23 protein-coding genes and 3 riboswitches are annotated in these 25,045 nt (G+C 34.3%); of the genes, 8 read left to right on the forward strand and 15 right to left on the reverse strand.

Features of this window, described 5'->3' with window-relative positions; all coding sequences use genetic code 11:
- Positions 1-27: 27 nt before the first annotated feature.
- Positions 28-393 carry a (2Fe-2S) ferredoxin domain-containing protein gene (locus ACZLO7_RS12910; RefSeq protein ID WP_464937634.1) on the reverse strand — a complete coding sequence of 122 codons (366 nt, stop codon included), beginning with the start codon at positions 391-393 and terminating at the stop codon, positions 28-30.
- Between the two features lie 200 nt (positions 394-593).
- Positions 594-790, reverse strand: a riboswitch (cobalamin riboswitch).
- A 226-nt stretch (positions 791-1,016) separates the two neighbouring features.
- A riboswitch (cobalamin riboswitch) is annotated at positions 1,017-1,200 on the forward strand.
- Between the two features lie 201 nt (positions 1,201-1,401).
- Here ACZLO7_RS12910 and ACZLO7_RS12915 point away from each other — a divergent pair.
- The 4 genes from ACZLO7_RS12915 to ACZLO7_RS12930 are packed head-to-tail and all read left to right on the forward strand — an operon-like array spanning position 1,402 to position 4,096.
- Complete coding sequence (locus ACZLO7_RS12915) at positions 1,402-2,163, forward strand: energy-coupling factor ABC transporter permease (RefSeq protein ID WP_464937633.1); 762 nt, start codon at positions 1,402-1,404, stop codon at positions 2,161-2,163.
- A complete protein-coding gene (locus ACZLO7_RS12920; protein WP_464937632.1) occupies positions 2,160-2,477 on the forward strand; it encodes an energy-coupling factor ABC transporter substrate-binding protein in 318 nt (105 codons plus the stop codon). Before ACZLO7_RS12915 ends, ACZLO7_RS12920 begins: the two co-directional genes overlap by 4 nt.
- Positions 2,464-3,258: a cobalt ECF transporter T component CbiQ gene (cbiQ, locus tag ACZLO7_RS12925; protein ID WP_464937631.1), complete on the forward strand. Its 795-nt coding sequence runs from the start codon at positions 2,464-2,466 to the stop codon at positions 3,256-3,258. Before ACZLO7_RS12920 ends, cbiQ begins: the two co-directional genes overlap by 14 nt.
- Positions 3,251-4,096 carry an energy-coupling factor ABC transporter ATP-binding protein gene (locus ACZLO7_RS12930; protein ID WP_464937630.1) on the forward strand — a complete coding sequence of 282 codons (846 nt, stop codon included), beginning with the start codon at positions 3,251-3,253 and terminating at the stop codon, positions 4,094-4,096. The genes cbiQ and ACZLO7_RS12930 overlap by 8 nt, the downstream gene beginning before the upstream one ends.
- 205 nt (positions 4,097-4,301) lie before the next feature.
- Here ACZLO7_RS12930 and ACZLO7_RS12935 read toward each other — a convergent pair whose 3' ends face one another.
- The 6 genes from ACZLO7_RS12935 to ACZLO7_RS12960 all read right to left on the reverse strand — a co-directional run bounded on the left by ACZLO7_RS12935 (position 4,302) and on the right by ACZLO7_RS12960 (position 12,105).
- Complete coding sequence (locus ACZLO7_RS12935) at positions 4,302-4,943, reverse strand: alpha/beta hydrolase (protein ID WP_464937629.1); 642 nt, start codon at positions 4,941-4,943, stop codon at positions 4,302-4,304.
- 164 nt (positions 4,944-5,107) lie between these two features.
- Positions 5,108-6,016, reverse strand: a complete 909-nt coding sequence (gene metA / locus ACZLO7_RS12940; protein ID WP_464937628.1) for a homoserine O-acetyltransferase MetA — start codon at positions 6,014-6,016, stop codon at positions 5,108-5,110.
- A gap of 97 nt (positions 6,017-6,113) precedes the next feature.
- A riboswitch (SAM riboswitch) is annotated at positions 6,114-6,221 on the reverse strand.
- Positions 6,222-6,398: 177 nt separating this feature from the next.
- Complete coding sequence (galE, locus tag ACZLO7_RS12945; protein WP_464937627.1) at positions 6,399-7,454, reverse strand: UDP-glucose 4-epimerase GalE; 1,056 nt, start codon at positions 7,452-7,454, stop codon at positions 6,399-6,401.
- Positions 7,455-7,641: 187 nt separating this feature from the next.
- Positions 7,642-8,778: a glycosyltransferase family 4 protein gene (locus ACZLO7_RS12950; protein WP_464937626.1), complete on the reverse strand. Its 1,137-nt coding sequence runs from the start codon at positions 8,776-8,778 to the stop codon at positions 7,642-7,644.
- 287 nt (positions 8,779-9,065) lie between these two features.
- Positions 9,066-9,701: a sugar transferase gene (locus tag ACZLO7_RS12955; RefSeq protein WP_464937625.1), complete on the reverse strand. Its 636-nt coding sequence runs from the start codon at positions 9,699-9,701 to the stop codon at positions 9,066-9,068.
- Between the two features lie 391 nt (positions 9,702-10,092).
- A complete protein-coding gene (locus ACZLO7_RS12960; protein WP_464937624.1) occupies positions 10,093-12,105 on the reverse strand; it encodes a methyl-accepting chemotaxis protein in 2,013 nt (670 codons plus the stop codon).
- A gap of 353 nt (positions 12,106-12,458) precedes the next feature.
- Between ACZLO7_RS12960 and ACZLO7_RS12965 the strand changes: the two genes are divergently transcribed.
- The gene (locus ACZLO7_RS12965; RefSeq protein WP_464937622.1) at positions 12,459-13,634 is read left to right on the forward strand and encodes an aminotransferase class I/II-fold pyridoxal phosphate-dependent enzyme; all 1,176 of its coding nucleotides are present in this window, start codon (positions 12,459-12,461) and stop codon (positions 13,632-13,634) included.
- Between the two features lie 790 nt (positions 13,635-14,424).
- Here ACZLO7_RS12965 and ACZLO7_RS12970 read toward each other — a convergent pair.
- Positions 14,425-14,877: a nuclease-related domain-containing protein gene (locus ACZLO7_RS12970; protein WP_464937620.1), complete on the reverse strand. Its 453-nt coding sequence runs from the start codon at positions 14,875-14,877 to the stop codon at positions 14,425-14,427.
- A 343-nt stretch (positions 14,878-15,220) separates the two neighbouring features.
- Between ACZLO7_RS12970 and ACZLO7_RS12975 the strand changes: the two genes are divergently transcribed.
- Complete coding sequence (locus ACZLO7_RS12975) at positions 15,221-15,364, forward strand: hypothetical protein (RefSeq protein WP_464937619.1); 144 nt, start codon at positions 15,221-15,223, stop codon at positions 15,362-15,364.
- A 95-nt stretch (positions 15,365-15,459) separates the two neighbouring features.
- Positions 15,460-16,599: an HD domain-containing protein gene (locus ACZLO7_RS12980; RefSeq protein ID WP_464937618.1), complete on the forward strand. Its 1,140-nt coding sequence runs from the start codon at positions 15,460-15,462 to the stop codon at positions 16,597-16,599.
- A 240-nt stretch (positions 16,600-16,839) separates the two neighbouring features.
- On the opposite strand, the gene ACZLO7_RS12985 is transcribed toward ACZLO7_RS12980, so the two are convergent.
- The 7 genes from ACZLO7_RS12985 to ACZLO7_RS13015 form a co-directional block, all read right to left on the reverse strand.
- Positions 16,840-17,343, reverse strand: a complete 504-nt coding sequence (locus tag ACZLO7_RS12985; RefSeq protein WP_464937617.1) for a hypothetical protein — start codon at positions 17,341-17,343, stop codon at positions 16,840-16,842.
- Between the two features lie 162 nt (positions 17,344-17,505).
- Positions 17,506-18,639, reverse strand: a complete 1,134-nt coding sequence (gene argD / locus ACZLO7_RS12990) for an acetylornithine transaminase (RefSeq protein WP_464937616.1) — start codon at positions 18,637-18,639, stop codon at positions 17,506-17,508.
- On the reverse strand, positions 18,636-19,415 hold the full coding sequence (gene argB, locus ACZLO7_RS12995) for an acetylglutamate kinase (protein ID WP_464937615.1): 780 nt from the start codon (positions 19,413-19,415) through the stop codon (positions 18,636-18,638). Before argB ends, argD begins: the two co-directional genes overlap by 4 nt.
- Positions 19,378-20,604: a bifunctional glutamate N-acetyltransferase/amino-acid acetyltransferase ArgJ gene (gene argJ, locus ACZLO7_RS13000; protein WP_464937614.1), complete on the reverse strand. Its 1,227-nt coding sequence runs from the start codon at positions 20,602-20,604 to the stop codon at positions 19,378-19,380. Before argJ ends, argB begins: the two co-directional genes overlap by 38 nt.
- A gap of 16 nt (positions 20,605-20,620) precedes the next feature.
- Positions 20,621-21,655, reverse strand: coding sequence for an N-acetyl-gamma-glutamyl-phosphate reductase (gene argC, locus ACZLO7_RS13005; protein WP_464937613.1), 1,035 nt, complete (start codon positions 21,653-21,655; stop codon positions 20,621-20,623).
- Positions 21,656-22,060: 405 nt separating this feature from the next.
- A complete protein-coding gene (locus ACZLO7_RS13010) occupies positions 22,061-23,266 on the reverse strand; it encodes an AI-2E family transporter (RefSeq protein ID WP_464937612.1) in 1,206 nt (401 codons plus the stop codon).
- 89 nt (positions 23,267-23,355) lie between these two features.
- Entirely contained in the window at positions 23,356-24,300 is a 945-nt protein-coding gene (locus ACZLO7_RS13015; protein ID WP_464937611.1) for an LCP family protein, read from the reverse strand.
- A 112-nt stretch (positions 24,301-24,412) separates the two neighbouring features.
- Between ACZLO7_RS13015 and msrA the strand changes: the two genes are divergently transcribed.
- Positions 24,413-24,940 (forward strand): peptide-methionine (S)-S-oxide reductase MsrA, encoded by a 528-nt coding sequence (gene msrA, locus ACZLO7_RS13020; protein ID WP_464937610.1) that lies wholly within the window; start codon positions 24,413-24,415, stop codon positions 24,938-24,940.
- The last annotated feature ends 105 nt before the right edge of the window (positions 24,941-25,045 follow it).

Genomic DNA, 25,045 nt, shown 5'->3' on the forward strand with positions numbered 1-25,045 from the left:
GAAACATCTCCCTTTCATAACATCTATCTATTTACTTTTCGAAATCCCTTTAATCGCTCCTGATGTCGGGTTTTTCGTCATATTGCCATTAATCGTTTGATAGACGACATGTGGTGCAACTTGCTGGTCGATACAGTCACGTACAATTTGACGACCAATTTCAGGAGATTCTGCTTTATACCAAGTACCTTGTGGATATGCAATAACGACACAAGCATCTTTACAACGACCATTACAGCGAGTTCGAGTTGTATGTATTTGTTCATCAATTCCAAGTCTAGCGATCTCTTCTCTTACTGCCAGTGTAACTTCTTCACCGCCCTTTTTTAAACAGCTACTACCGTTACAAATAAGCAAATGGCTTTTCATACTTTCTAAATTCCAAGTTGTCATAGTGATCCTCCCAAATGATGTTCATCTTTTTTTATGAAAAAACTATGGAAATAGGGTAAATTGGCAGCTAGTTAACTATTTTGACAAATAAAAAAACCTTAATTCAAGGAATCAAGGTTTAAAAACTAGATTATTCAGACAACACAAAATAATAAATAAGCGTCATCTGCTGTAGCCTTCACCTTTCCCTCCGAAAAGTATCGTTCATAATTATAAAAGCAGGTTTCCTGGCTTACGCGTCACTTTACTTTGATCTCTTCCCAGTATTTAACCAGTGAGTATTATCATTTCATCAGCGTTACAGTAGCGGGGGCTGCATCGGATTCTAACCGATTTCCCTATTATCCAACATACTCTATGTTCTATACATGTTGGCACTTTTAAATTTGCTATTCAATTGTATTATTCAGTAAATTCTAAATCTGTATTTATCATATACTAAATTTTGTTAGATTCAAATAGATTTTTAAAAATTAATATCTTGACATAATATTAAATAATCATTTCCAACAAAATATTGTTGTTAAAAACAGCTTCTGCTTTGTTTCTACCTCATTTTAGTTTTTCAAAAAAAAATCTAGTAGAAAGAAAATTCTCATGATACACTATATTCTGAAATCTAATAATTCAATAAACTTCATGGTGTTAAATTAGCGTTTAACTTAAAAGGGAAGTCGGTATTAATCCGGCGCGGTCCCGCCACTGTGTTGAGGAGTTTTGCTACGTTATGTCACTGTCTAATGATGGGAAGGTAGTAGTAAAATGATGATTCTAAGCCAGGAGACCTGCCATGAAGTGAGGAAATGTTTCAACCTACGAGGATGGGTGTGAAAGTGAGTAAGTCTTATTTACTGATGACTATTCCTTCACGCACTTCTTTCTATGAAAGAGGTGCTTTTTTAATGACAAAATGCCTGTATGCCCTATCCAGAGAGGTATTTCATAGGAGGTGTTATTTTTTAACTAATAAGTCGCCTGTTAAAATACATACACAAAAGGGAGATTAATATGAATAAGCTAAAATCAATCTTTAATTTGAAAATGATTTACTTTTTAGTATTTGTCATGATTGTTCCAAAGCAAGCATTTGCCATGCACATTATGGAGGGATTCTTACCTGTTGAATGGGCTATCTTCTGGTGGGCGGTAACGATTCCGTTTTTGATCATTGGATTTCGTTCAATTCGTAAAACAATAAAAGAAAATCCAGATACAAAAATGATGCTCGGTCTATCAGGGGCATTTGCTTTTGTATTATCCGCACTAAAAATCCCATCTGTAACGGGTAGTTGTTCTCACCCTACTGGGGTTGGTTTAGGAACTGTTTTATTTGGTCCATTTGCAATGAGTATTGTAGGTTTTATCGTTCTATTATTCCAATCACTTTTATTAGCACATGGCGGCTTAACAACTTTAGGCGCCAATGCATTTTCTATGGCTGTAGTTGGTCCACTAATTGCATACGGTATTTATAAAGGGGCAACTAAAGCTGGATTATCTTTTGCATTTGCTGTATTTTTAGCTGCTGCTTTGGGTGATCTTGGTACTTATATTGTCACTTCTATTCAATTAGCACTTGCATTCCCTTCTGAAGTTGGTGGATTCTTTGCGTCGTTCACGAAATTCAGTAGTATTTTCGCTTTGACTCAAGTTCCTTTAGCTATTTCTGAAGGTATTTTAACTGTTATTATTATGAACTTCTTGAAAAAATACAATGTTTCTGAGCTAAAAGCGCTTCGTGTCTTCTCGAAAGGAGCTGAACAACGATGAAAAAGAATTTAATACTAATCGCAATCGTTATCATTCTTGCTATTTTCCCGCTATTCATACAAAAGGGAGCTGAATTTGGAGGAGCTGATGGTGAAGCTGAAGCAGCTATTGGCGAGATAAATGCTTCATATGAGCCTTGGTTTTCAAGTATTTGGGAACCTCCAAGTGGGGAAATTGAAAGTTTATTATTCTGTCTTCAAGCAGCCATTGGTGCTGGATTTATCGGTTACTTTATTGGCTTAACACGAGGTAAACACAAACGCAAGAATAATGGCAATAACAAAGAGAGTCAAATTAAAGATGATCCTTATTGATAAATATGCTTATATGAATCGTTGGAAGCATATTCATCCTATCGAAAAAATGGCATTTACCTTTTTTCTGATGTTATTTTCTTTAACTGTGAAAGACACTCTTGTATCACTCATCACATTTACTGTGATGAGTGCTTTTACAATTTTAGGCGCAAAAATTCCTTTTAAATACTATATCAAGTTATTATTAGTACCTGTTTTTTTTCTTTTAACGAGTATGCTGACCATTTTGATTTCATTTACAGGGAATAATGGCCTCATACCTACACCACTTTGGACGACAGAGGTTTTTGGATTGCATATTTTTATAACAAAACGTAGTTTAGAAATGGCAATCCAACTTTTTTTTACTGTTCTTGGTAGTATTAGTTGCTTATACTTTTTAACATTAACGACCCCGGTACATGATATATTACATGTATTTCGAAAATTAAAAGTTCCTACTCTTTTACTAGAATTGATAGAAATCACATATCGATTCATTTTCGTTTTTTTAGAAGCATCACTAAAAATCCATCAAGCGCAAAATTCCCGACTTGGTTATATAACTATTAAACAAAGTTTACATTCATTAGGTTTACTTATTTCTTCGTTGTTTGTACATGTTTTTCAACGTTCGAAGGAATTAACTATAGCTATGAATTCACGCTGTTATATGGAAGATATAAAATTATTAGAGGATACATACTCATTTTCAAAACGAAATTGGTTATGCGTTGTACTAATTTCTATTAGCATTGTAGCTGTTTATTTTGAGTTTGGAGGTATTCTAAATGGATGAGCTATTTTTTAAAATACAACATCTTACACATAGCTATGCAGACGGCACTATTGCATTAAAAGACCTTTCTCTTTCTATTAAAAAGGGCAAAAAAATTGCATTACTTGGTAATAATGGTGCTGGTAAATCTACATTATTTCAACATTTAAATGGGATATTACAACCAAGTTCTGGTGAAATATATTTTAATGGCCGGCAGATGACATATGGACGCAAAGCTTTATTGCAGTTACGGGAGCAAGTGGGGATCGTTTTCCAAGATCCGGATTCTCAATTGTTTTCTGGTACAGTTAAACATGATATCTCGTTTGGTCCTATGAACCTTGGCTGGTCAAAAGAAAAGGTTATCAAACAAGTGGAGTGGGCGATGAAAGAAACTGAAGTCACTCCCCTACAACAAAAGCCGATTCACTTTTTAAGTTTAGGTCAGAAAAAACGTGTCGCTATTGCTGGGGTATTAGCAATGAATCCAGATGTTTTTATATTAGATGAACCGTCTGCAGGTCTTGATGCATATTATTCTAAGCAAATCATGGCACTATTAAATACGATTCATAAACCACATAAAACCATAATACTATCAACTCACGATGTGCATTTTGCATATGAATGGGCCGATGAAATTATTGTTATGAGCGACGGTAAGATACTTTATCATGGTGATCCCATCTCTGTTTTTAAGCAGCCTAACTTGCTTGCTCAAGCTCATCTTGAGAAGCCTTGGATATTTGAAACAGCCGAACAATTACAACTGATTGGAATACTTGCAGCAGATGCACCCTTCCCTCGAAATAAAGAACAATTATATTCACGTTTGAAGCAAGATATTAATATATAGTTTCGAGTTCCTTTTTCCTTACTGGCTTTTTGCTAGTAAGTTTTTTCTCTTAGAGACCGTGTTTTGATCTTTTGTATATAGACTAGCGAGGTCTATGTTTTTTAACAAAATATCATATATATATTTTAAGGTTGTTGGTATTTACAATTAATATAAATATAAATAAGCCATGAGCAAAAAGTTGCTCATGGCTTCTAAATTTTAGTTAAGAGATTTGTTCTTTTAAGAAAGTAATTAAATCCAAATGATTAGCTGGTGTAACACCGTGTCCGTCTGGATAACTCTTAAAAGTGACAGTTGCACCTAATGACTCAAAGAATTCCTTACTTTCAATGCCCCACTGATGTGGTATAACATAGTCATATTCCCCGTGTGAGATGAAAATTGGCATATGTTCTACTGATTGTTTATGATATTCGTTTTTCACAAAATCAGGAACATAACCGCTTAAAGCGACAACAGCTGTTAATTTGTCACCTAAAACAAATGCTAATGATTGTGCTAAAATTGCTCCTTGGCTAAAGCCCATTAATACAATTTTTTCTAAATCAATATTATAAATAAACGATGCTTCTTCTATAAATTCTCGAATAAAATGAGCGACTTTATCAAATACTGGACGTTCTGGTGCTCCTATGTCTTGAATCGTAAAGAAAGCATAACCAGGTTTATGTGTAATAGGACCACGTAAACTGAAGATATGACAATTATCTTCGAAATCTGCTACTAAGCCCGGTAAGTCTTGCTCATTACTTCCCATTCCATGTAATAAAAAAATGGCTGGGTATTTTTTAGTTGAATCCATATTTTTTGGTTCTGTATGAATAAATGTAAAAGGTGAGTTCATTTATTGTCTTCCTTTCGAGATAAATTACATTTATCATAGCATAAAGTATGCGTTGAAAGTGCATACCTTTAGATTTTAAAAGAAAATGGTCTTTACTTATTAAGAGTCTTTACATACAAAAGAAGATGCCCTATACCATTTAACAAATAGAATAGGGTATCTTTTTATTCCCACTCAAATGGTGTTTCCTGATAAACATAATAGTTCAGCCAGTTAGAGAACAATAAATGCGTATGGGAACGCCAAGTATTAATTGGCAGCTTTGTTGGATCATCATTAGGGAAGTAGTTTTTTGGAACCTCTATATCCAAACCTTTTGCAACGTCACGTGAATATTCATCTGCCAATGTATGAGCATCGTATTCTAAATGCCCAGTAATCATGATCTGTTTTTCATCTTCTGACATCACAATAAATACACCCGCATCATCAGAAGCTGACAGTAGTTTTAGCTTTGGATGGGATTCAACTTCTTCGATAGATATAGAAGTATTTCGTGAATGTGGTGCAGTGAAAATATCATTAAAGCCACGAACAAGCTTCACAGTTGGATCTGTGATTGTATGATCATAAATACCTGAGCATTTCTTAGCAAGAGGGAATTTACCAATATCGTAGTGATGATAAAGTGCAGCTTGGGCACCCCAACATATATGCAATACAGATGTAACATTTGATTTTGTCCAATCCATAATACTAACGATTTCTTCCCAAAAATCAACATCTTGAAATTCCATTAGTTCAATCGGTGCACCCGTTATAATCATGCCGTCAAACCGACGATGTTTAATATGTTCAAAAGTCGTATAAAAAGATTCTAAATGCGTTTCACTAACATTTTTTGAAACATACGTCGCTGTATTTAAAAATGTTACATTTACTTGTAGGGGTGTATTACCTAATAGACGTAATAATTGAAGCTCTGTCTTCTCTTTTTCTGGCATTAAGTTCAAAATCAATATATTTAAAGGCCGAATATTTTGACTCTTCGAACGATCCTCTTCCATTACGAAGATTTTTTCCTTTTTTAGTAATTCCGTTGCCGGAAGGTTTTTCGGAATATTAATTGGCATAGCTACTTCTCTTCCTTTCCCTCATGTTTGTTATGTATTCTCATATTAAAAGCCCTCATTCTATGGATAAGAATGAGGGCTAACTTAATACGCTCGTTTCTTATCTTCCAAGACAAATGTCTTGTAGGACTTAGCACCTTTCTGAATGAATCAGAGGTTGCTGAAGCTTCACAGGGCCTTTTCCCTCGGCTTCTCTTGATAAGAATATTTAATTACCTTAATCCTATCATTAAATTGTCAGATAAGCAAACATTTCTGTTAATTTAACCATAGAAAATAAGCCCTTATAGATTTCCTATAGGGCTTAGCAGTAAATAGTTTAAATCATAGTAATTAAGTATGTTTAATATAGTATAGACAATATTCCATTTTTATGCAACAACTACAGGTCCGTTAAGTATAACAACTGATCTTCTCTTATATTTCCGTCTTTATAACCATTTGGATTATTTCTTTGCCATCTCCATGCATCTCGACACATATCTTCTAACGATTTTTCTGCAGCCCAATTCAGTTGTTGTTTTGCTTTTGTCGCATCAGCATAGCTAATTGCAACATCACCTTTACGCCGATCGCTTATAAGATATGGTATTGGTATACCTGATACATATTCGAATGTTTTTACCACTTGTAAGACGCTATACCCCTCACCAGTTCCTAGGTTAAATACTCTCCAACCATACTTCTCTTTTAAACTTTGCAATGCCTTTACATGACCTTTTGCCAAGTCAACTACATGAATATAATCACGTATCCCCGTTCCATCAAGAGTCGGATAATCATTTCCGTAAATATTCAAAAAAGGTAATTTACCTGTTGCAACTTGGGTTATATAAGGCATCAAATTATTTGGAATTGTGAAGGGATCCTCTCCTATCATGCCACTTTCATGTGCTCCAATTGGATTAAAATATCGTAATAAAACAATTGAAAAAGAATGGTTAGATTGTGCAAATTCATATAAGAATTTTTCTACAGCTAACTTCGTTGTACCGTAGGGGTTTTCTGTTTTTAAAGTTGCGGTTTCAGGGATTGGACATTGTTCAGGAGTACCATAAACAGTTGCTGATGAACTGAAAACTAGTTGATGTACTTTGTACTTATTCATCAGACTGACTAGTTGGATCGTGCATACTAAATTTTGCAGATAGTATTTGATTGGATTGCTGAGGGATTCTGAAACTGATTTTGAACCAGCTAAATGGATGACACTATCAATTGAATAATTTTGAAATACCTTTTCAAATTCTTCTTGATTGTAAATATCTATGGGGAAAAATGTTATTTTTTTCTTTGTAATGGCTTCTAAACGATTGATTACTTCCATATTGCTATTTGAAAAATTATCTACAATAATAATTTCATGACCAGTTTGTATTAACTCAATACAAATATGCGAGCCTATGTACCCTGCTCCACCAGTTACTAAAATGTTCAATAGTTCTCTCCATTTCTTAATTTTTTTAAATTACTATTAATTTTATTCCTTCTTAAACGAGACGTTTCTTGGGTAATCCCCTCCTTTGAGATTTAATGCAATATCCAGATATATTTACATTACTCTCAAATTATCTATATAAATGAATATAGTATTTTCCGCTTATTCGACATTATTTCACACAAGATTAGGGATGATTAAGTATTTGTAGATCAATTTTCTCTTTCTTCTCATTATGAGCTTCTAGATATAGACTTACCGTCTTGTCATACATAGAGTGAAATGAAAAATTTTCTTCAAAATAGCTGTGAGCTAAATGACCTAGCCTTAACCGTAAGGAATGATTTTCTAGAAGCCTACTCATACAACCCTTAATTGCTTCTAAATCATGATTTACCACATATCCGGTTTCATCATCAATGATGAGCTCTGGTACTCCCCCTACATTCGAAGCAATAATAGGTAACTGAGCCCTCATCGCTTCCAAAATAGAGATAGGTAAGCCTTCAAAATCTGATAATAGTACAAATATATCTGCCTGTTGTAATTGTTCTGCGATATCATCTCTAGATCCTAGAAATGTAACTCGATCAGCAATATGATGTTGGAGCGATAACTCTTTTGCAGCTTCCATCTGACTTCCATCACCTATGAATACTAGTTGCCATTCTTTTTCCGTCATTGTGGATAGTACCTCAATCAATAAATCTTGACGTTTAGGTTGCTCAAATCTTGCAACCATAATGATTTTTGGAACTCTATTTTGAGAAAGATTTTGTCCATTTTTACTAATACTATGGATACCATTATGAATCGTCGTCATGTTGTTTTTTTTCACGACCTTTTTTTCTGAGGCAAGTAAGTAATCATAATTAGAAACAGTAATGATTTTTGTCGTTTTTGGCGCTAGTACCTTTTCAATTTGTTGATAAACCCATCCTTTTAATGGCTTTACACCTTCCGTAAAAGCCCAGCCATGTGCGGTAAAAACAGTTGGGATATTTAATGAAAAAGCTGCTAATCTACCAACTGCTCCTGCTTTTGATGAATGAAGAGCAACTATATCTGGATTTATACGACGTAAGTTTTCACGTATTTCAAGAAATGCACGAATATCATCTACAATGTGAATCGCCCATTTTAAATATTGAAGCTGTATAATGCTTATATTCTCTTCATTTAATGCCTGATGAATGAGATTCCCCTTTGAAGTAAAAATCGTTACTTCATGTCCATCTAAAGCAAGTTGTTTTGTGAGGGCTAGTACATGTGATTGTGCTCCACCAGCTGTATCTAATCTCGTAATTATTTGAACAATTTTCATTTACTCACCTTTCTTAGATCTTTTGACATAGAACAAATGAAAAAACAAGTAAGAATTAACCCTAATTAAAATCCTTATGAATGTGTTATTCGAATTTCCAATATCTTTCTAACAATAATAATTACTTTGATAGCTAGATAATCAAACTCTCATAATCACTACAAATGCTTTGTAGAAATCTTCTGGTTTTTAAATTGTAGCTTAGAGTAGGTGGTCACATTCAATCATTGATACCGCTGATATTGGTACAAGAGCGATATGTGGATTAAGAATAAACTAAAGCATTTTCAATATGCCCCTTCTCTAGATAGAACTACGCGAATAGTGCGCAGTAATATTTTGATATCAAGAAGTAAAGAGCAATTCTCTACGTAATCAATGTCATAATATATTTTTCTTCCGTGAGGTATATTAGAACGTCCATTTATTTGCGCCAATCCTGTAATTCCTGGTTTAACATACAATCTTTTTGCCTGTTCTACATTATAAAAGTCTGTAATCTCTGGCACTTCAGGTCTTGGTCCTACTAAACTCATCTCACCTTTTATTACATTAATAATTTGTGGCAGTTCATCTAAGCTCAACTTTCTTAGTAGCTTCCCAATTCCAGTCATCCGAGTATCCTGTGAGTTTTTAAAAACAAACTGTTCTGGTACCCCACCTTTCCAGTCATTAACTTTTCTCTTCTGAACTTGATCAATTCTCATCGTCCGGAACTTCCATATTTGAAAGTTTGATTGATTTATCCCTGTTCTCTCCTGTGTAAAGAAAATAGGTCTTCCTGATACAATTAGTAATGTAATAGCTATTATTAACATGATAAGTACAATAATAGGCAAAAGAATACTAGAAATAATTAAATCTAATAGCCTCTTTCCATATTTAGCGTAAAACCTAGGTCTATCTATTACGTTTGCTTGCATATCAAACCTCCTTTTTTACCACAAACTATACCCCTTATCTATAACAAATGTATTAATTAGAATACTTACTTTAGAATACATTTTTCATTTTTTTCTAAACCGAATTATTTCATAGAAAACAAAAAATAGTAGCAATTCATTTCTTTTTTTGCGGACTTATTCATACGAAATATATGAACATTGCTCTTCTTTTATGATGAAATCTTAGTTGAGGAGTTTATTTTTCTTAAATTCAAGAAATTATTCTATTAATGGAACAAAAACAATAAGAGTTTGTAATATTTACATAGTGAAAACAAGGTCTATTTCGATATTTCTAGAAATCCCTTATTATTCCTTGAGCAAAAAAAACCAAATGCCTGTGCTCTAGACATTTGGTTTTTTTATAAAATTATATTTTGAACTTAGTTACAGAGTTAGCTAAATGCTCACTTAAGTTTGCTAAGTTTTCTGATGCCGTTGAGACAGATTCAATCGCATTTAATTGTTCTATCGATGAAGCACTTACTTCCTCACAGGCAGCAGCCGTTTCTTCCGATGTTGCGCCAATTGATTTAATAACTTCTACGACAGTCTCTTTATATAAGCTTACCCGGTGTACTTCTTCAGAAACATCATGGATGGCTTTTTGCATTTCCTCCATTAATGATGAAATGGTTTCAAAAATAGCGTCTGTACCGTGAACAACGGCTTCTTGCTTTTGGAACGCCGTTTTCGTCTCCAACATTTGAGCTCCTACTTGCTTCGATTCAAATTGAAGCTGTTGCACTGTTTGCTTCACTTCTATTGTTGCTCTCGCTGATTGCTCAGCGAGCTTGCGAACTTCCTCGGCAACGACGGCAAATCCTTTACCATATTCACCTGCTCTTGCTGCTTCAATACTTGCATTTAGCGCTAGTAAATTAGTTTGATCCGATACTTCCATTATAGTTTGCATTACATGTTCGATAGAGTCTATTTTGTTTTCTAAAGCACAAATCACGTTCGACATACTAAGTAAATTTTTCTCCCACTCCTGAAATGCAGATTTTAATTGATCCACTTGTTCTTGTCCTGCTTGATTCCTCGTATTAGCTTCTATGGCAATGCTATTCATAAAGTTAGATTTCTGTAGGATCGAGTTGATTTGTTCACTTAATATAATCGCATTTTCACTAGCTTGCTCTGCATTTCCCACAGATTTTGAAGCGCCATCAGCAATCTCAACAACCGCTGCTGTAACTTCTTCACTTGAAGCATTTGTTTCTTCAGCAAGTCCACTTAGATTTTGTGAACCTAATTGGACTTCTGCGGCAGAATCTTTAACGACTCGTATAATTTGTTGCATATTATCAACCATTTTATTAAAGTCAGTAGCTAATTGACCGATTTCATTATTTGAATCGAAACGAGCTCTTACTGTTAAATCACCAATTGCTACGCTATTCATTAATTTACGCAAAATGGTAATTGGCTTTGTAATCTTCGCAATTATTGTTACCATAGTAAAGAACAAAATAATGAGTAACACAACGGAAATTGTACCAATAATATTACGGATATCATATGCTGTCTGTTGAATATTTTTCTTTTCAAAGACAGCAGCTAATTTCCACTCAAGACCAGGAACTGTATCATACACTGTTATAAAATCACTTCCCGTGTCGTCAGAAGTATCCTTAATTACTCCTTTTTCGTCATTTTCATTTTGCATTTTTTTCACTAAAGTCAAATCAGATAGATTTTTACTTGTCTTTTCTGGATGAACGATAGCTGTACCATCTTTAGCAATGATAATTGGATATCCACCAAAACCTAGTTCTTTTTTTGAAATTTCCGAAGTTAACTTAGATAGTAAAATATCCATACCAACAACACCAATAACTTTACCATTTTTCAACACCGCTTTAGCGCCAGAAATTGTCGATTCCTTTGTTGCTTTATCTGTATATGGCTCTGTCCAGAAAATTTTATCTGGGTTTTCAATTGCACCTTTATACCATTCTCGCGTTGTAGGATCAAAATCATCGCCTAAATCTGCTTCAGGTAAAATTTCTAAATGTTTATTTACTAAACCGTAGTAAACGGAAGTTGTGGCGTCATACAAAGAAATATATTGTTGAAACTGTGTATCTAAATTCTTTTCTAGTATAATTGCCTTTTTCTTTTTATGTTCACTTAACATATCTTTATATTCCAATACATCATGCGCTAAAGACATTTGTATCAGACCTTTTTCATAGATGTTTAAGTAATTTTGTATAGACGTAGACATCTCTGCAACGAGCACTTTATTTTGATCCACTAAACTTTTTTCAATTTTAGTGTTGACCGTATATGTGCTTACTACATTTAATAAAACTAAACCTATAACTAACAATGTTACTACTGTACTAATAACTTTCCACTTTATCGTTTTTCCCATTTAGTTAAAATTCCATCCCTTTCTACTTGCCACCAAAGAAGTTATAAATACCTAAAAAAATTCTTCGATACCAATCCTTAAGTTCTATGAAATTATAGCAAAAATATCCTAAATATTTTATACTTTTTTTATATTCTAGCAAAATAATTGTTATTATCATTTTCTTCTACATATATCCGTTATTTTAAAATACAATATTTGTAATATTTTTATTTTAAAATATATATATTTATTGAACATTCAGAGATGTTTTTACAAATTATATTTTTTTCTGTATTATATCTGTTACATAATAGCTTTAGTGTGATAAAATATTTCTTAAAATTACTTTTGCAACTAAGGAGTGCTTGCACGTGAAAATCGAAAAATCAAAAAAGATGGCTATGTTTCCAAAAGCAATATTCGGAGATTTGAAAGCGGCGGCCAATGCGAAAGCAGCTGAAGGCGTTAAATTAATCGATTTAAGCTTAGGAAGCCCAGATCTTCCACCAGATGAAAAAGTACGTAAAGTATTGTCTGAGCGAAGTGCCTTAGCCAACTCATATGGCTATACATTAAGTGGTACGAAACGATTCTACGAAGCAGTAGCCCGTTATTACAAACGTCGTAGTAATGTAGATTTAGATCCAAGTACTGAAATTATTCAAACAATGGGTTCACAAGAAGGGCTTGTCCATTTACCAATGGCCTTCTGTAATAAAGGTGACTATGTCCTAACTACGAACCCAGCCTATGTAGCCTTTGATGCCGGTATTCATCTTGCTGAAGCCGTTCCTTACTATATGCCTTTATTAGAGGAAAATAATTTTTTACCAGATTTTGATGCAATTCCTGTAGAGGTTGCTGAAAAAGCGAAATTGATGATTCTAAACTTACCAGGAAATCCAGTTCCTGCAATGCCTGACGAAGCGTTTTTCGCAAAAGCAATTACATTTGCCCGTCAATATAATGTCATCATTTTGCATGATGCTGCCTATTCAGAATTCTATTTTGAAGGTGACCGTCCATCAAGCTTCCTTGCTATACCTGGCGCAAAAGAAGTCGGCATGGAAATTAACTCGCTTTCTAAAAGTTTCAGTTTAGCTGGTGCACGTATCGCGTACATTGCAGGGAATGCTGAAATGATCTCAATTATCCATGAACTAAAATCCAATTTAGATTACGGTACATTTGAGCCAATTCAAGAAGCTGGTATTGTTGCTTTAGACAACGCTGAAGAGATTACTGATCGCCTTCGCGCTATTTTCTCAAAACGTCACCATACTTTAATGGACGGTTTAACTAAAATCGGCTGGACCGTAACACCATCAAAAGGCGGCATGTTCGTTTGGGCAAAATATCCAAACCAAGAAATGAATGAAATCGACTTTGTATATCATGCTATCAAAGAAACTGGCGTTGTCATGGTACCAGGTATTATCTTTGGAGATGCTGGTGCAGGTTATGTTCGCTTAGCACTTGTTCAAAAAGAAGAATTAATAGCAGAAGCTGTTGAACGACTTGCTACATTATCAGTAGTGCATGCTTAATAGATCTAGACCGCAAGAGGGAGATTCCTCTTGTGGTTTTTTTATGGTGAAAAATATAGTAATTTTTTCATGTAAGTTCATTCACCCTACTCATTTTTTTCAAGCTTTCATTTGCTCTACTCGGGATCCCATTTAATCTACTTGGCTCTTCTTTTAACTCATTCGGGAGCCCATTTAACTCACTCGCTCTTTCTTTTAACCTACTCATTCTTTTCAAGCTTTCATTTGCTCTAATCGGGATCTCATTTAATCTACTCGGCTCTCCTTTTAACTCACTCGCGCTTTCTTTTAACCTACTCATTCTTTTCAGGCTTTCATTTGCTCTACTCGGGATCTAACCTACCCGTCTCTCCTTTTAACTCACTCGGGATTCCATTTAACCTGCTCATTAATTTTTTCAAATCAAAAAACCCAAAAACTTCATACAATACGAAGTTTTTGGGCTAGAGTTTTAACTATTGAAAAGTGGCTCTTTATTATTTAACTTAAATCTCCTGGACTTTGTTTTTCCTAAGGCTATATAGTTACTATTGTTCAATTCTCTTGAGATTAACGTTCTACTATTACAACCTAGAAAATCAATGCATTTTTTTATTGTAATCTCTTCGGCACAAATACTAAACCAATCGTGTAGAGTTTGCTCGATTGCACTAGGAATTACTGCCTGGCATTTTGGACAATGCCATGTTCGCTCAGAGATGCGGATGCCACTCGTTCCACAATGACAAATGACTCCCTTTTCTATTTGCTCAATTGGTATGTTGTAATTTTCACATAAAGGTCTGTGTTTTTACGCTTTATTATTCATTTTAACAGCATGGGTCAATTCATCCAATTGAGCTTCGTTTATGACTACTGGAAGCTCATTAAGTTTTTGTATAAATACTGCAACTTCTTTCGACATGATAAGGGGTACAGTTGAAGGTGGCGTTTTTATAATTGTCCGGCTATTTGGGATAATAATTGTCTTATAGATAGGTAATTGCTGTAATTCCAGATTTTTTAAACAGCGCTCAAAAGTGTCTGAAGCACGAAGAAGTTGCATTTGTGGACAGTGATATGCAATGGATTGCCCATCTATTTCTTGAATAAGTTGATATGGATGTTCGTTGAAATGTAAAGTACCTCGCATATTTTTAACTTCTATTAATAGAATATAACTTCGTGTAATCAAGATAATCGATTTGGGCAATACGAGTTGGAGAAAGTTGACACTCAAAGTTTGGGAAGTAAAAAAAGTCATTGTTAAACTGTACTTCTTGCACCATTTGATCTACTCGACATTCACCATTAAACCCTGCTGTTACATTTACAAGTTGACGTCTGATGTCTTCGATTTTCTGATGATCTACGGGGAGTCGTTGAATCAGTCGCTTATGCGCAAACATTTCGCTAGGAATTTGTCGCGTAATGAATATAGACGTAACCTCCTAAACTACCACACCTTTATTTATACCACAAAAATAAACAGAATAGTCAAAAATTATAAATCTATAATACTGTTTGCTAAAAATATCATATAGCGATATTATGTTAAAAAGAGTTTTATTTCCAAATAATTCAAATGGATATTAATAAGGATTAACATGGATGTAGAGCTAATCCATGAATATGAAGAAAATCCTGATCTTTGTAAATCATTTTGGCCTAATATAGACAAAGAAGCTGATATCGAAGAACATCATTCAGGATTTGTAAATTTCACTAATATATCTTTTTTATTCAATTAGAAAATTCTGCTGTCACCATTTCCACCACTACATATACAATTATAAATACTAAAAATTTTCATTCAACTAAGGGGAATTTAATCGAAGGAGTACTTATGAAAATATTTGATGTGATACACGGAGAAATATTGATAGACAATAAAATTATAGAGAAATTAATTAATTCTACTGCATTTCAGCGTTTAAAGTACATAAAACAACAAGGAAATACATTTTTCCTCCAGCCAAATGCGATTCATACAAGATTTGAACATTCTATTGGTGTGTATATACTATTCCTAAAAGTAAAGAATAGTTTAATTTTAAAAAGACAATTAACATTAACTCCTTATGAAATGATAGTTTCATCGGTTGCAGCTTTATTACACGATATTGGTCATGGCCCCTATTCACACTGTTTTCAAAGTATTTCAGGGCAATCTCATGCATTATGGACTGTTAGAATTATTAGGGAAGACGCTGAGATTCGCCGTATTCTTCAAGAGATACCTCAACTATTAGAAGATGTAGTGTCTATATTAGAAGGAAACTCTAAGTTACCAGTCATTGAAGATATTTTATTTGGTTCTTTATCTCTTGACCAAATGGATTTTTGGAATAGGGATTTATACCATTCTTCTATTGAACTGGATTTGATGGATTTAAATAAATTAATCAGTTCATTTCAAATTTTTGAAAATAAACTAATCATTGATATCACAGGTATAAATGAAATAGAACAAATGATTAGAATAAAACAAGCATTATACAACGAAGGTTTTGGACATCCCTTTGTAATAGGAAAAGATAAATTACTTAAAAATATCTTTAATGTTACGGTGGAAAATAATCAAAATTATTCATCCCACGAGTTATTTGATGTTATAAAAAATGATTATTCGAGTGTGAAGGTAGAACAATTTTTAGCATTGGTTGATAAAACGATTGAAAATGAAATTAAGTCTTTCAAGCGAGATAATACTATGAAAAATAATCTAAAAAGAATGCTTACCGTTTATTCATCCGAAAAAGATAGTGTGCCTTATCAAATTCTAGATCTAGACCAGAGTGAAAGATTACAAAAAAACAATACAAATGTTGAGGTCATTAAAGAAATGAAAAACTATAGTTCATATATTGGTGGTATTTACGTGATTCATGATAATAAATTATTGGATATTCGCCAGCTATCCAACTCAATAAATGAGAGTTATCAATTACCAGCAAAAGCCTATATATTAACTACTCAAATTTAAATTTTAGTTATTAAGGAAATTTATGATAGTCTTGTAAAAGGTAATTTACAAGGCTATTTTCGATTTTAAATAACTCAAAATTCATCTCTTTTTATATGTGCTTCACTTTTCTACCTCAATCAGTCTCTTCACAAGTTATTCTCTTGATATAGGATTTGGAAGATCAATTTAATTGCCATTGTGCAATAAAACCCCAAGTTCAATTACTCACCGTTAATAGTACCGAACAAACAATAGTAATTACCCATCCAACAAAATAATCTTTTGCGGTGTAGTTCGTGGTGGAATGCTGCGTGTGCTTATTTTGAAGAATACTGCTATATCATGTCCATCAAGCTTTTCGGCTCCTATGCTTTTCGCTTCTTTATTCAATATCGTTGTATTTGGACTAATATTTAGCCGAAGATCTGCTTCTACTAAAGAGGTTTCAGCATTGTATGTACCAACTTTGTTGCCAAAGAATAAATCTTCTACATTCACAAGAACGAGTGTTGGTGAGTATTGTGAGGGATAAATCAGCTTAGCGGGTTGAAGCTCGTGGACATAAGCATGAATAAAAAGGCCTTGCTTCAGTTCACTTACTAGAAGCGGCTCGTATGAAGTGCTATGAAAAAGTAACGTTTCTTTCGTTAGATTAAGAAGGAATATAGAATCGTCCTCTTGTTTTTTACAAGTTAAGACGAAATGAGATGGTGTTTCGTGGTGTTCGATGAGTATGCCTTTTAATTGTATAAAGTTAGACATGATAATTTCCCCTTTTGTAATTTTGACGAATTACATATCCGGAAGTTTCGCGTTCGCCAATAAGCGAATAAGTCATTAAATCCATTCGCTTATTGTTGAACACTATTTATAGAGGTTTTGAGTAATGAATTGCGATTCACTGAACGCATTAATTCATGCTTATTAATTGTTTAAAAGGTCTGCTAAAATTGCGATGGCCGTATCGATTTCTTCATATGTAACTGTTAATGGAGGTAGTAACCGAATGACCTCCTCACCTGCACCTACTAGTAACAATCCCGATTCTTCAGCTTTTGTAATCAATGGTGCCACTACTTGACCGCAGTCTAAACCTAAAAGTAATCCCATTCCTTTTACAGTAAATTTCTCTGCTGATAACACTTTTGCTAATCGTACTTTGAAATACTCCGATTTTTTAAGTACTTCCCCTAAAAATGATTCTTCAAACACATGATTAATAACTGTTTGTGCTACGGCTACTGCTAGTGGGTTTCCACCAAATGTTGTGCCGTGTGTACCTGGGCTAAATGTGTCGTACATTTCGGCGGTACCAAGCATCGCACCAATAGGAAAGCCACCACCAAGTCCTTTAGCAAGTGTTAAAATATCTGATTTCAATGCGGTTTGTTCATAAGCATAACGTGTACCAGTACGAGCGATGCCTGTTTGCACTTCATCTATAATTAGTAATATGCCTTGTTCTTTACAGATTTTAGCGATTGCTTCTCCAAATTCTTCTGTTACAGCATTTACGCCACCTTCTCCTTGGACAACTTCTAGCATAATAGCTGCAACTTCACCATTGACTACTGACTCAAGTGCTTGTGCATCGTTAAATGGAACATGGATGAATTTATCGACTAAAGGACCAAATCCTTGTTGCACTTTTGCTTGGCCCGTAGCTGACATGGCACCAAATGTTCTACCATGGAATGATTTTTCGAAAGTAATAATTGTATGTTTACCAGTATGCTTACGCGCTAGTTTGATAGCAGCCTCATTTGCTTCAGCCCCGCTATTACAGAAAAAACTGTGTGCAAGATGGGTATCTTTAACAAGAATTGCTGCTAATTGCTCTTGTTCTGGACTTTCAAATAGATTGGATACATGCCATAGTTTTTCACTTTGCTCTTTAATTGCCTCTACTAAAATTGGATTTGCGTGACCTAAACTTAGTACCGCAATGCCGCTCGTAAAATCCAAATATTCTTTTCCTGTTTCGTCAAACACTCTTGTTCCTTGCCCTTTTACTAAATGGACTGGGCGTCTGCCATAGTTTCCAAATAATGCACTCATGCGAAAACTTCCTTTCTGTGGATCGTTGTTCCGACTAATTTTGAATCGACGATTTGAACAGTTGGTATGCCTTCATTTAAACAGTCGATGGCTGCTTGAACTTTGGGAATCATGCCCCCATAAATTTCACCAGAATCAATCCATTCTTTAATTTGTTCCGGATATATGCTGTTTTGAACTTCATTCTCAATTTTAATCCCCGGTGTATCCGTCACTAGTAGCAGACTATTAGCATTCATGGCTAAGGCCACTTTGCTTGCAACTGTATCACCATTAATATTTAGAGGTATACCACCAGGTGTTACACCAAAACAAGATACTACTGGAATGATATTTACAGCAAGTATCGTTTTTAGAAGTTCCGTATTGACCTCATCAATATTTCCTACATATCCATATTCTTTTTTGTCTAAGAACGAACAGCTAAATAACATACAGTCATAACCACTTAATCCAATCGCTTTAATACTAGCAACATTCAACTGATGCGTAAGGGCTGGATTCACTTTTCCAATTAATGTCGATTGTACAATTTCAATAGCTTCACTTGATGTTACTCGAATACCATTTTTAGTAATAGTCTCAACATTTGCGTCGGCTAATGCTCTATTAATGGCAGGTCCCCCACCATGGACGATAATAATATCTATTCCAGATTGTTGCATCTTCTTGAAGTTTTCAAAAAAGGTTGTTGTTAAACCTTCTAGCATACTACCGCCTAGTTTAATAACGATCGTTTTAAGATCTGTAGGTTGCGTTGATTTGCACGTAGTCATATGTTAGGTCACATCCCCAAGCAGTACCAGAACCATCGCCTTGGTTTAACGATACTGAAATTTTCACTTCATTTTGTTTCAAATAAACAATAAGATCTTCTTCAGAAAATAACACTGGTTCACCTTTTTCAACAACTGTCGTTGAGCCAATTTGAATTTTCACATCTGTGGGATCCACTGTTGAGCCACTGTAACCTATAGCACAAATGATGCGTCCCCAGTTTGCATCACAACCAAAGATCGCAGTTTTTACTAATGGAGAACCTACGACTGTTTTTGCAATTTTGCGAGACTCTTCATCAGTCACAGCACCTTCAACCTTTACTTCGATTAATTTCGTTGCACCTTCACCATCTTTTGCTATCATTTTCGAAAGATCCTGCGATACAGCATGGAAAGCAGCTTTAAATGTCTCCCATTCCGGATGCTCAGGTGTTAACGTTGCATTGCCTGCTAATCCGTTAGCTAATACTAGAACTGTATCATTTGTAGACGTATCGCCATCCACTGTAATGGCATTGAAGGTCACATCTGTTACTTCTTTTAATAGTTGTTGCAATGCTCGTTGTTCGATATCTGCATCTGTTGTCACATAAGCAAGCATTGTCGCCATATTTGGTTCAATCATACCCGATCCTTTTGCCACACCCGCAATGACAACTTCTTTATCGTCTATTACTACGCTATATGCTGTATTTTTAGTAACCGTATCGGTAGTTAGTATTGCTTGTGCAAAATCAATTGCCCCTTCTAACGTTGCAGTTGGCTTAATTTCAACAATACCTTTTACAATCGGTTCCATGTTCATGATTTCTCCGATTACGCCTGTGGAAGAAACGCCTACAAGTTCTTTCGCAATCCCTAATTTTTTTGCAGTCAATTGCTGCATTGTTTCGGCATTTTTATAGCCTTGAGTTCCTGTACATGCATTAGCATTACCAGAATTCACGATGAGTGCTTGCATTTTACCGTATTCTTTCACTACCTGCTTTGTAAGTACTAAAGGAGCTGCTTTAATAACGTTTGTTGTAAACACACCAGCTACATTTGCAGGCACGTCACTTACTAAAATCGCTAAATCTTTCTTCTTATGTTTGATTCCACAGTGTATACCTGATGCAGAAAACCCTTTTGGTGAAACGATATTTTTGCTTGAAATTCTTTTTAAACTCTCAAAAGTTGTCGTCATAAAAGCAACTCCCTTTTTAAATGTATAATGGTACTTGCATAAGCCCATCTGTTTCATCAAAACCAAACTGTATATTCATATTCTGAATGGCTTGCCCTGCCGCCCCTTTGACTAAATTATCAATGACAGAAACAATCGTTGCTCTCCCAGTCCTTAAATCGACTTTCACATGGATATCACAAAAATTAGAACCATAAACTTGATTTGTTCCAAACTTAGTTGTTTCTTTTACAATTCGAACGAAAGGATTGTTTTGATATTGATCAACTAAACAGTTATAAAGCTGCTCTTCAGTTGTACCTGATGTGATTTTTGCATAACTTGTTGCTAATATCCCCCTTGTCATTGGCACTAATGTTGTTGTAAATGTAATTGGTGAATGACTATTTGCGAACATTTTCATTGCCTGCTCAATTTCAGGTATATGCTGATGTTCATGTATTTTATAGATTGCTGTATTTTCATTTGTTTCACTAAAATGGGTCATCATACTAGGCTTATTACCTGCCCCTGAGATTCCACTTTTTGCATCAATAACTAAGCCATTTGCATGAATTAGGTTTTCTTTAAGTAATGGTAATAACGATAATAAAACTGCTGTCGGATAACAGCCTGGGTTCGCAATAAGATTTGCTTCTTCAATTCCCTTTCTGTTCCATTCAGATAGACCATATACACTTTTTTCTACAGCATCACTAGGAGCTGCATCTTTTTTATACCATTTTTCATAATCTTCTAAATTTTTCAGTCGGAAATCACCTGATAAATCTATGAATTTTGTTGTACCATTTAATAGAGGTGGTAGTAACTTGCTTGAAACCCCTGATGGCGTGCTAGTAAATACAATATCTAATTGGGCTAATGCTTCTGCATCTATTTTCTCTAGTGGCTGATCATATAGTTTTTTTAAGTGACTATTTTTATGTGAAAAAATGGCTCCTTCATTAGAAGAAGTGAATAATTTTATTTTTCCGACTTTTCGGTGATTATGTAGTAATCTCATTAGTTCTAACCCACCATACCCTGTTGCACCAATAATTCCGACCTTCAACTGAATCACCTCACGTGTATGTTACAAATTATTATAATAATGTATAAATATAAAGTCAACTGTATTTTTATTTGCATTCCTAACTATTCAGATTGTATACGCTTCCATCATTAATACAGTAACAATTGAGAAATATTTATTATTTAATTCAAGTTTTATACATAAAAAAACAGCCCTCCACCAATTCGTAATAGTGGAGTTGCTGTTTGATTGTATAAAATTATATATCAACGTATTGTAATAGACATTCTTTAAATTGAACTCTTTGTCTAATGCTATGAACAATCGTTTCATTACTAAAATGATCTTATCTATTTATATATTTTAAAAAATAAAAAAGACCGTAGATAAACTCGAACTTCTTCGAGTTTGTCTACAGTCTTAATCGTTAGCAATTGCTACCGATTATTCATCCTTCCAGTTCTCTACTTCATACTCCATAGTAGGATCTGGTTCTTGTCGATTAAACCGTTTCTTATATAAGTAGAACAAGTGCGTTACTAATACTTTGAGAACAGCGTAACCTGGGATACCTAGAACAACACCTGGTACACCGAATAATGAACCTGCTGTTAAAAGAACAAAAATAATTGTTATTGGATGTACATGTAGTGATTTACCCATCACTTGAGGAGAGATAAATTTCCCTTCTACTAATTGCACTATAGTCCATACAACCGCCAGTTTGACCAACATAATTGGTGACGTTACAATGGCGATAATTGCTGCTGGTGTAATAGCAATAATAGGTCCTAAATAAGGTACAACGCTTGTAACCATCGCTAAAAAACCTAGCACGATTGCGTAATCCATATCGATGATTAAAAATCCAATTGTGATCATGACACCAATACAAAATGCAACGATGATTTGACCTTGAATATATGAGCTAATTTGACGATCAGCTTTATGAAATAAATGAGCCGCGTCATTTCTCATACGTGGAGGAAACATTTTCAATACAAATTTCGGAAGCTTTTCGCCATCTTTTAATAAGTAGAATAAGATAAACGGGACAGTTACGATTGCTAAAAGAATTCCAGTTAAAGTAGAAATAAAGCCTGTAATTCCTGTTGCAAGACCACTACCAAGTTTGCCAGCTGTAACTTTTACTGTATCACTCAAGTTTTTAGTTATATTTGACATTACTTCATCTAAATGAAAATTGTATTTAGTTAAAAAAGTATTAAAAGTCGACCCTTGTACGAAAGATTGGGTTTTATGAAGCAATTCCATAAAGTAATGAGGGAATTCATTGATTAAATTTGTAAACTGACCTTTTAAAAACGGGAATACTAGAATAACTAACAAAGTAATTATGCCAGCTAACCCAAGGTAAATAATCAGAATCCCCCACACACGGGGAATTTTCCATTTCTCAAGTATACGCAGAATAGGTCTTAAGAGATAATATGCAATCGAGGCTAAAATAACCGGGAGTACAACAGTTTGTAAAAAAACAACAATAGGATAGAAAATAAACGATACTTTTTCATAGATGAATATAATACACCCTAAAATCAATAAGGTTATTAAACCAAAAAGTAAATTTCTACCTCCTAAAAAGCGGATAAATCTTGTTGAAAAAAATGATGGTTTTTCTGGTTCCATCCAATCCCCCCTTTTGTGACAAAAAATGCTATATCATTAGTTTACAGTATGCATTCGTTTTGCGCTAATAATAATATTATACCCCTATATTACTGCTTGAAATCAAGAAAATCTTCTAAAGCTTTATTATTTAAAGTACGATCGATTTCAATGACAGATCCAGCATGAGGATAATTAGCAAATGAATAACCATGTTCAACTGGAATAGTCAGCCTTTCAATATTAAGATCTCCACCTTTTATGATTGATGCCATAAAAGATAATTCGTCTTTAGATGTCATATCAGTTTGAACATACCCTTGTAAGGCCCCTAATAATTTCGGGAAATTCTTATAATTCCCAGGTGATACAACTTCTTTTTTCAATGCTTCTAAAGTCTTCTGTTGACGATCTACACGCCCAAAGTCACCTTGTGCATCTGAACGAAAGCGAGCAAAGCCTAATAATTCTTTACCATTTAACTGCTGTGTTCCTTTTTTCAACTTAACTCCGATGTTTTTAGACATATTTCTATCAACATTTACTTCTACTCCATTTGGTGCAAGGATATCTACCATTGATTCGAAGCTTTTAAAGTCAATTAATGCATAGTGGTTAATCTCTACATCGAACATGTTGCTAAGTGTATCTTTCAATAATTGAACGCCATCTAAATAATAGGCCGTATTTAGTTTATATGATTGATAGCCAGGAATATCTGCATAAATATCTCGCATGAATGATACCATCTTAATGTCATTTGTATCTTTGTTCCATGAAACAAGAATCATAGAATCTGTTCGCGATTTTGCCTCACCGCGTGAATCAACACCTAAAAGTAAAATATTATCTATATTTTTTGATGAAGCTTCGTCACCAATAAAGTTTTCTTTTTTCTGTTCTTGCCCATTTGCAAGTTCTAGACCTGCTTTATATTCAGTGTATGCATAAACTCCTACGCCTACTAAAAGAAGTAGTAGAAAAGTTAAGAACACACGTCCTTTACGAACTTTGCGTCTTTTTTTACGCGCTCGTGTTTGTTGATTTTCTTGCATGATGTATGCTCCTTTCAAGTGGGTATGTTTTTCTAGTAGTCAATGTTGTAAACTAAAAGATATACAAGATGCCACGTATTCATGACGTCTTTATACTATTGGAGGTTACAACATGGAACAAATTACTAATAAAGCTACGTTTGCTGGTGGATGTTTTTGGTGCATGGTTAAACCATTTGTTGAATATGACGGAATACATAAAGTAACTTCTGGCTATATGGGTGGACATTTAGAAAATCCGACATATGAAGATGTAAAAGCCGGTCAATCAGGTCATTTAGAAGTCGTACAAATTGAATTCGATCCGTTGATCTTTTCATACGAAAAATTACTGGAAATTTTTTGGCCACAAATCGATCCTACAGATGACGAAGGTCAGTTCCAAGACCGCGGTGAGTCTTATAAAGCTGCAATTTTCTATCATAATTCATTTCAATATCAGTTAGCTGCAGCTTCTAAACAACAATTAGCTGAAAGTGGACGGTTCAAAAAGCAAATTGTCACTGAGATTCGTGAAGCAAGTGTTTTCTATCCTGCTGAAGATTACCATCAGGATTATTACAAAAAAAGTGCCAATCACTATGAAGAAGACCGTGCAAAATCCGGTCGTGATGAATTTATCAATACAAATTGGAAATAACATTAGTTCAACACGTAGTTTACTAACTACGTGTTTTTCTCTGAAAAAATTAAACTTTTTTTATAATAGTATTGTTAATATTTTTCAAAGTGGAATAATAAGAAA

This window comes from Viridibacillus sp. d25.2, from assembly GCF_055456015.2.

Excerpts from the sequence above, each read along its gene's own strand:
- ACZLO7_RS12920 (WP_464937632.1), top strand. The coding sequence starts at position 2,160 with ATGAAAAAGAATTTAATACTAATCGCAATCGTTATCATTCTTGCTATT.
- ACZLO7_RS12955 (WP_464937625.1), bottom strand. The coding sequence starts at position 9,701 with ATGCAAGCAAACGTAATAGATAGACCTAGGTTTTACGCTAAATATGGA.
- ACZLO7_RS12970 (WP_464937620.1), bottom strand. The coding sequence starts at position 14,877 with ATGACTTTTTTTACTTCCCAAACTTTGAGTGTCAACTTTCTCCAACTC.
- ACZLO7_RS12980 (WP_464937618.1), top strand. The coding sequence starts at position 15,460 with ATGAAAATATTTGATGTGATACACGGAGAAATATTGATAGACAATAAA.
- ACZLO7_RS12985 (WP_464937617.1), bottom strand. The coding sequence starts at position 17,343 with ATGTCTAACTTTATACAATTAAAAGGCATACTCATCGAACACCACGAA.
- ACZLO7_RS13015 (WP_464937611.1), bottom strand. The coding sequence starts at position 24,300 with ATGCAAGAAAATCAACAAACACGAGCGCGTAAAAAAAGACGCAAAGTT.
- ACZLO7_RS12935 (WP_464937629.1), bottom strand. The coding sequence starts at position 4,943 with ATGAACTCACCTTTTACATTTATTCATACAGAACCAAAAAATATGGAT.
- ACZLO7_RS12930 (WP_464937630.1), top strand. The coding sequence starts at position 3,251 with ATGGATGAGCTATTTTTTAAAATACAACATCTTACACATAGCTATGCA.
- metA (WP_464937628.1), bottom strand. The coding sequence starts at position 6,016 with ATGCCAATTAATATTCCGAAAAACCTTCCGGCAACGGAATTACTAAAA.
- argB (WP_464937615.1), bottom strand. The coding sequence starts at position 19,415 with ATGACTACGTGCAAATCAACGCAACCTACAGATCTTAAAACGATCGTT.
- argJ (WP_464937614.1), bottom strand. The coding sequence starts at position 20,604 with ATGACGACAACTTTTGAGAGTTTAAAAAGAATTTCAAGCAAAAATATC.
- ACZLO7_RS12960 (WP_464937624.1), bottom strand. The coding sequence starts at position 12,105 with ATGGGAAAAACGATAAAGTGGAAAGTTATTAGTACAGTAGTAACATTG.
- ACZLO7_RS12915 (WP_464937633.1), top strand. The coding sequence starts at position 1,402 with ATGAATAAGCTAAAATCAATCTTTAATTTGAAAATGATTTACTTTTTA.
- ACZLO7_RS12975 (WP_464937619.1), top strand. The coding sequence starts at position 15,221 with ATGGATGTAGAGCTAATCCATGAATATGAAGAAAATCCTGATCTTTGT.
- ACZLO7_RS12910 (WP_464937634.1), bottom strand. The coding sequence starts at position 393 with ATGACAACTTGGAATTTAGAAAGTATGAAAAGCCATTTGCTTATTTGT.
- argD (WP_464937616.1), bottom strand. The coding sequence starts at position 18,639 with ATGAGTGCATTATTTGGAAACTATGGCAGACGCCCAGTCCATTTAGTA.
- ACZLO7_RS13010 (WP_464937612.1), bottom strand. The coding sequence starts at position 23,266 with ATGGAACCAGAAAAACCATCATTTTTTTCAACAAGATTTATCCGCTTT.
- cbiQ (WP_464937631.1), top strand. The coding sequence starts at position 2,464 with ATGATCCTTATTGATAAATATGCTTATATGAATCGTTGGAAGCATATT.
- msrA (WP_464937610.1), top strand. The coding sequence starts at position 24,413 with ATGGAACAAATTACTAATAAAGCTACGTTTGCTGGTGGATGTTTTTGG.
- ACZLO7_RS12950 (WP_464937626.1), bottom strand. The coding sequence starts at position 8,778 with ATGAAAATTGTTCAAATAATTACGAGATTAGATACAGCTGGTGGAGCA.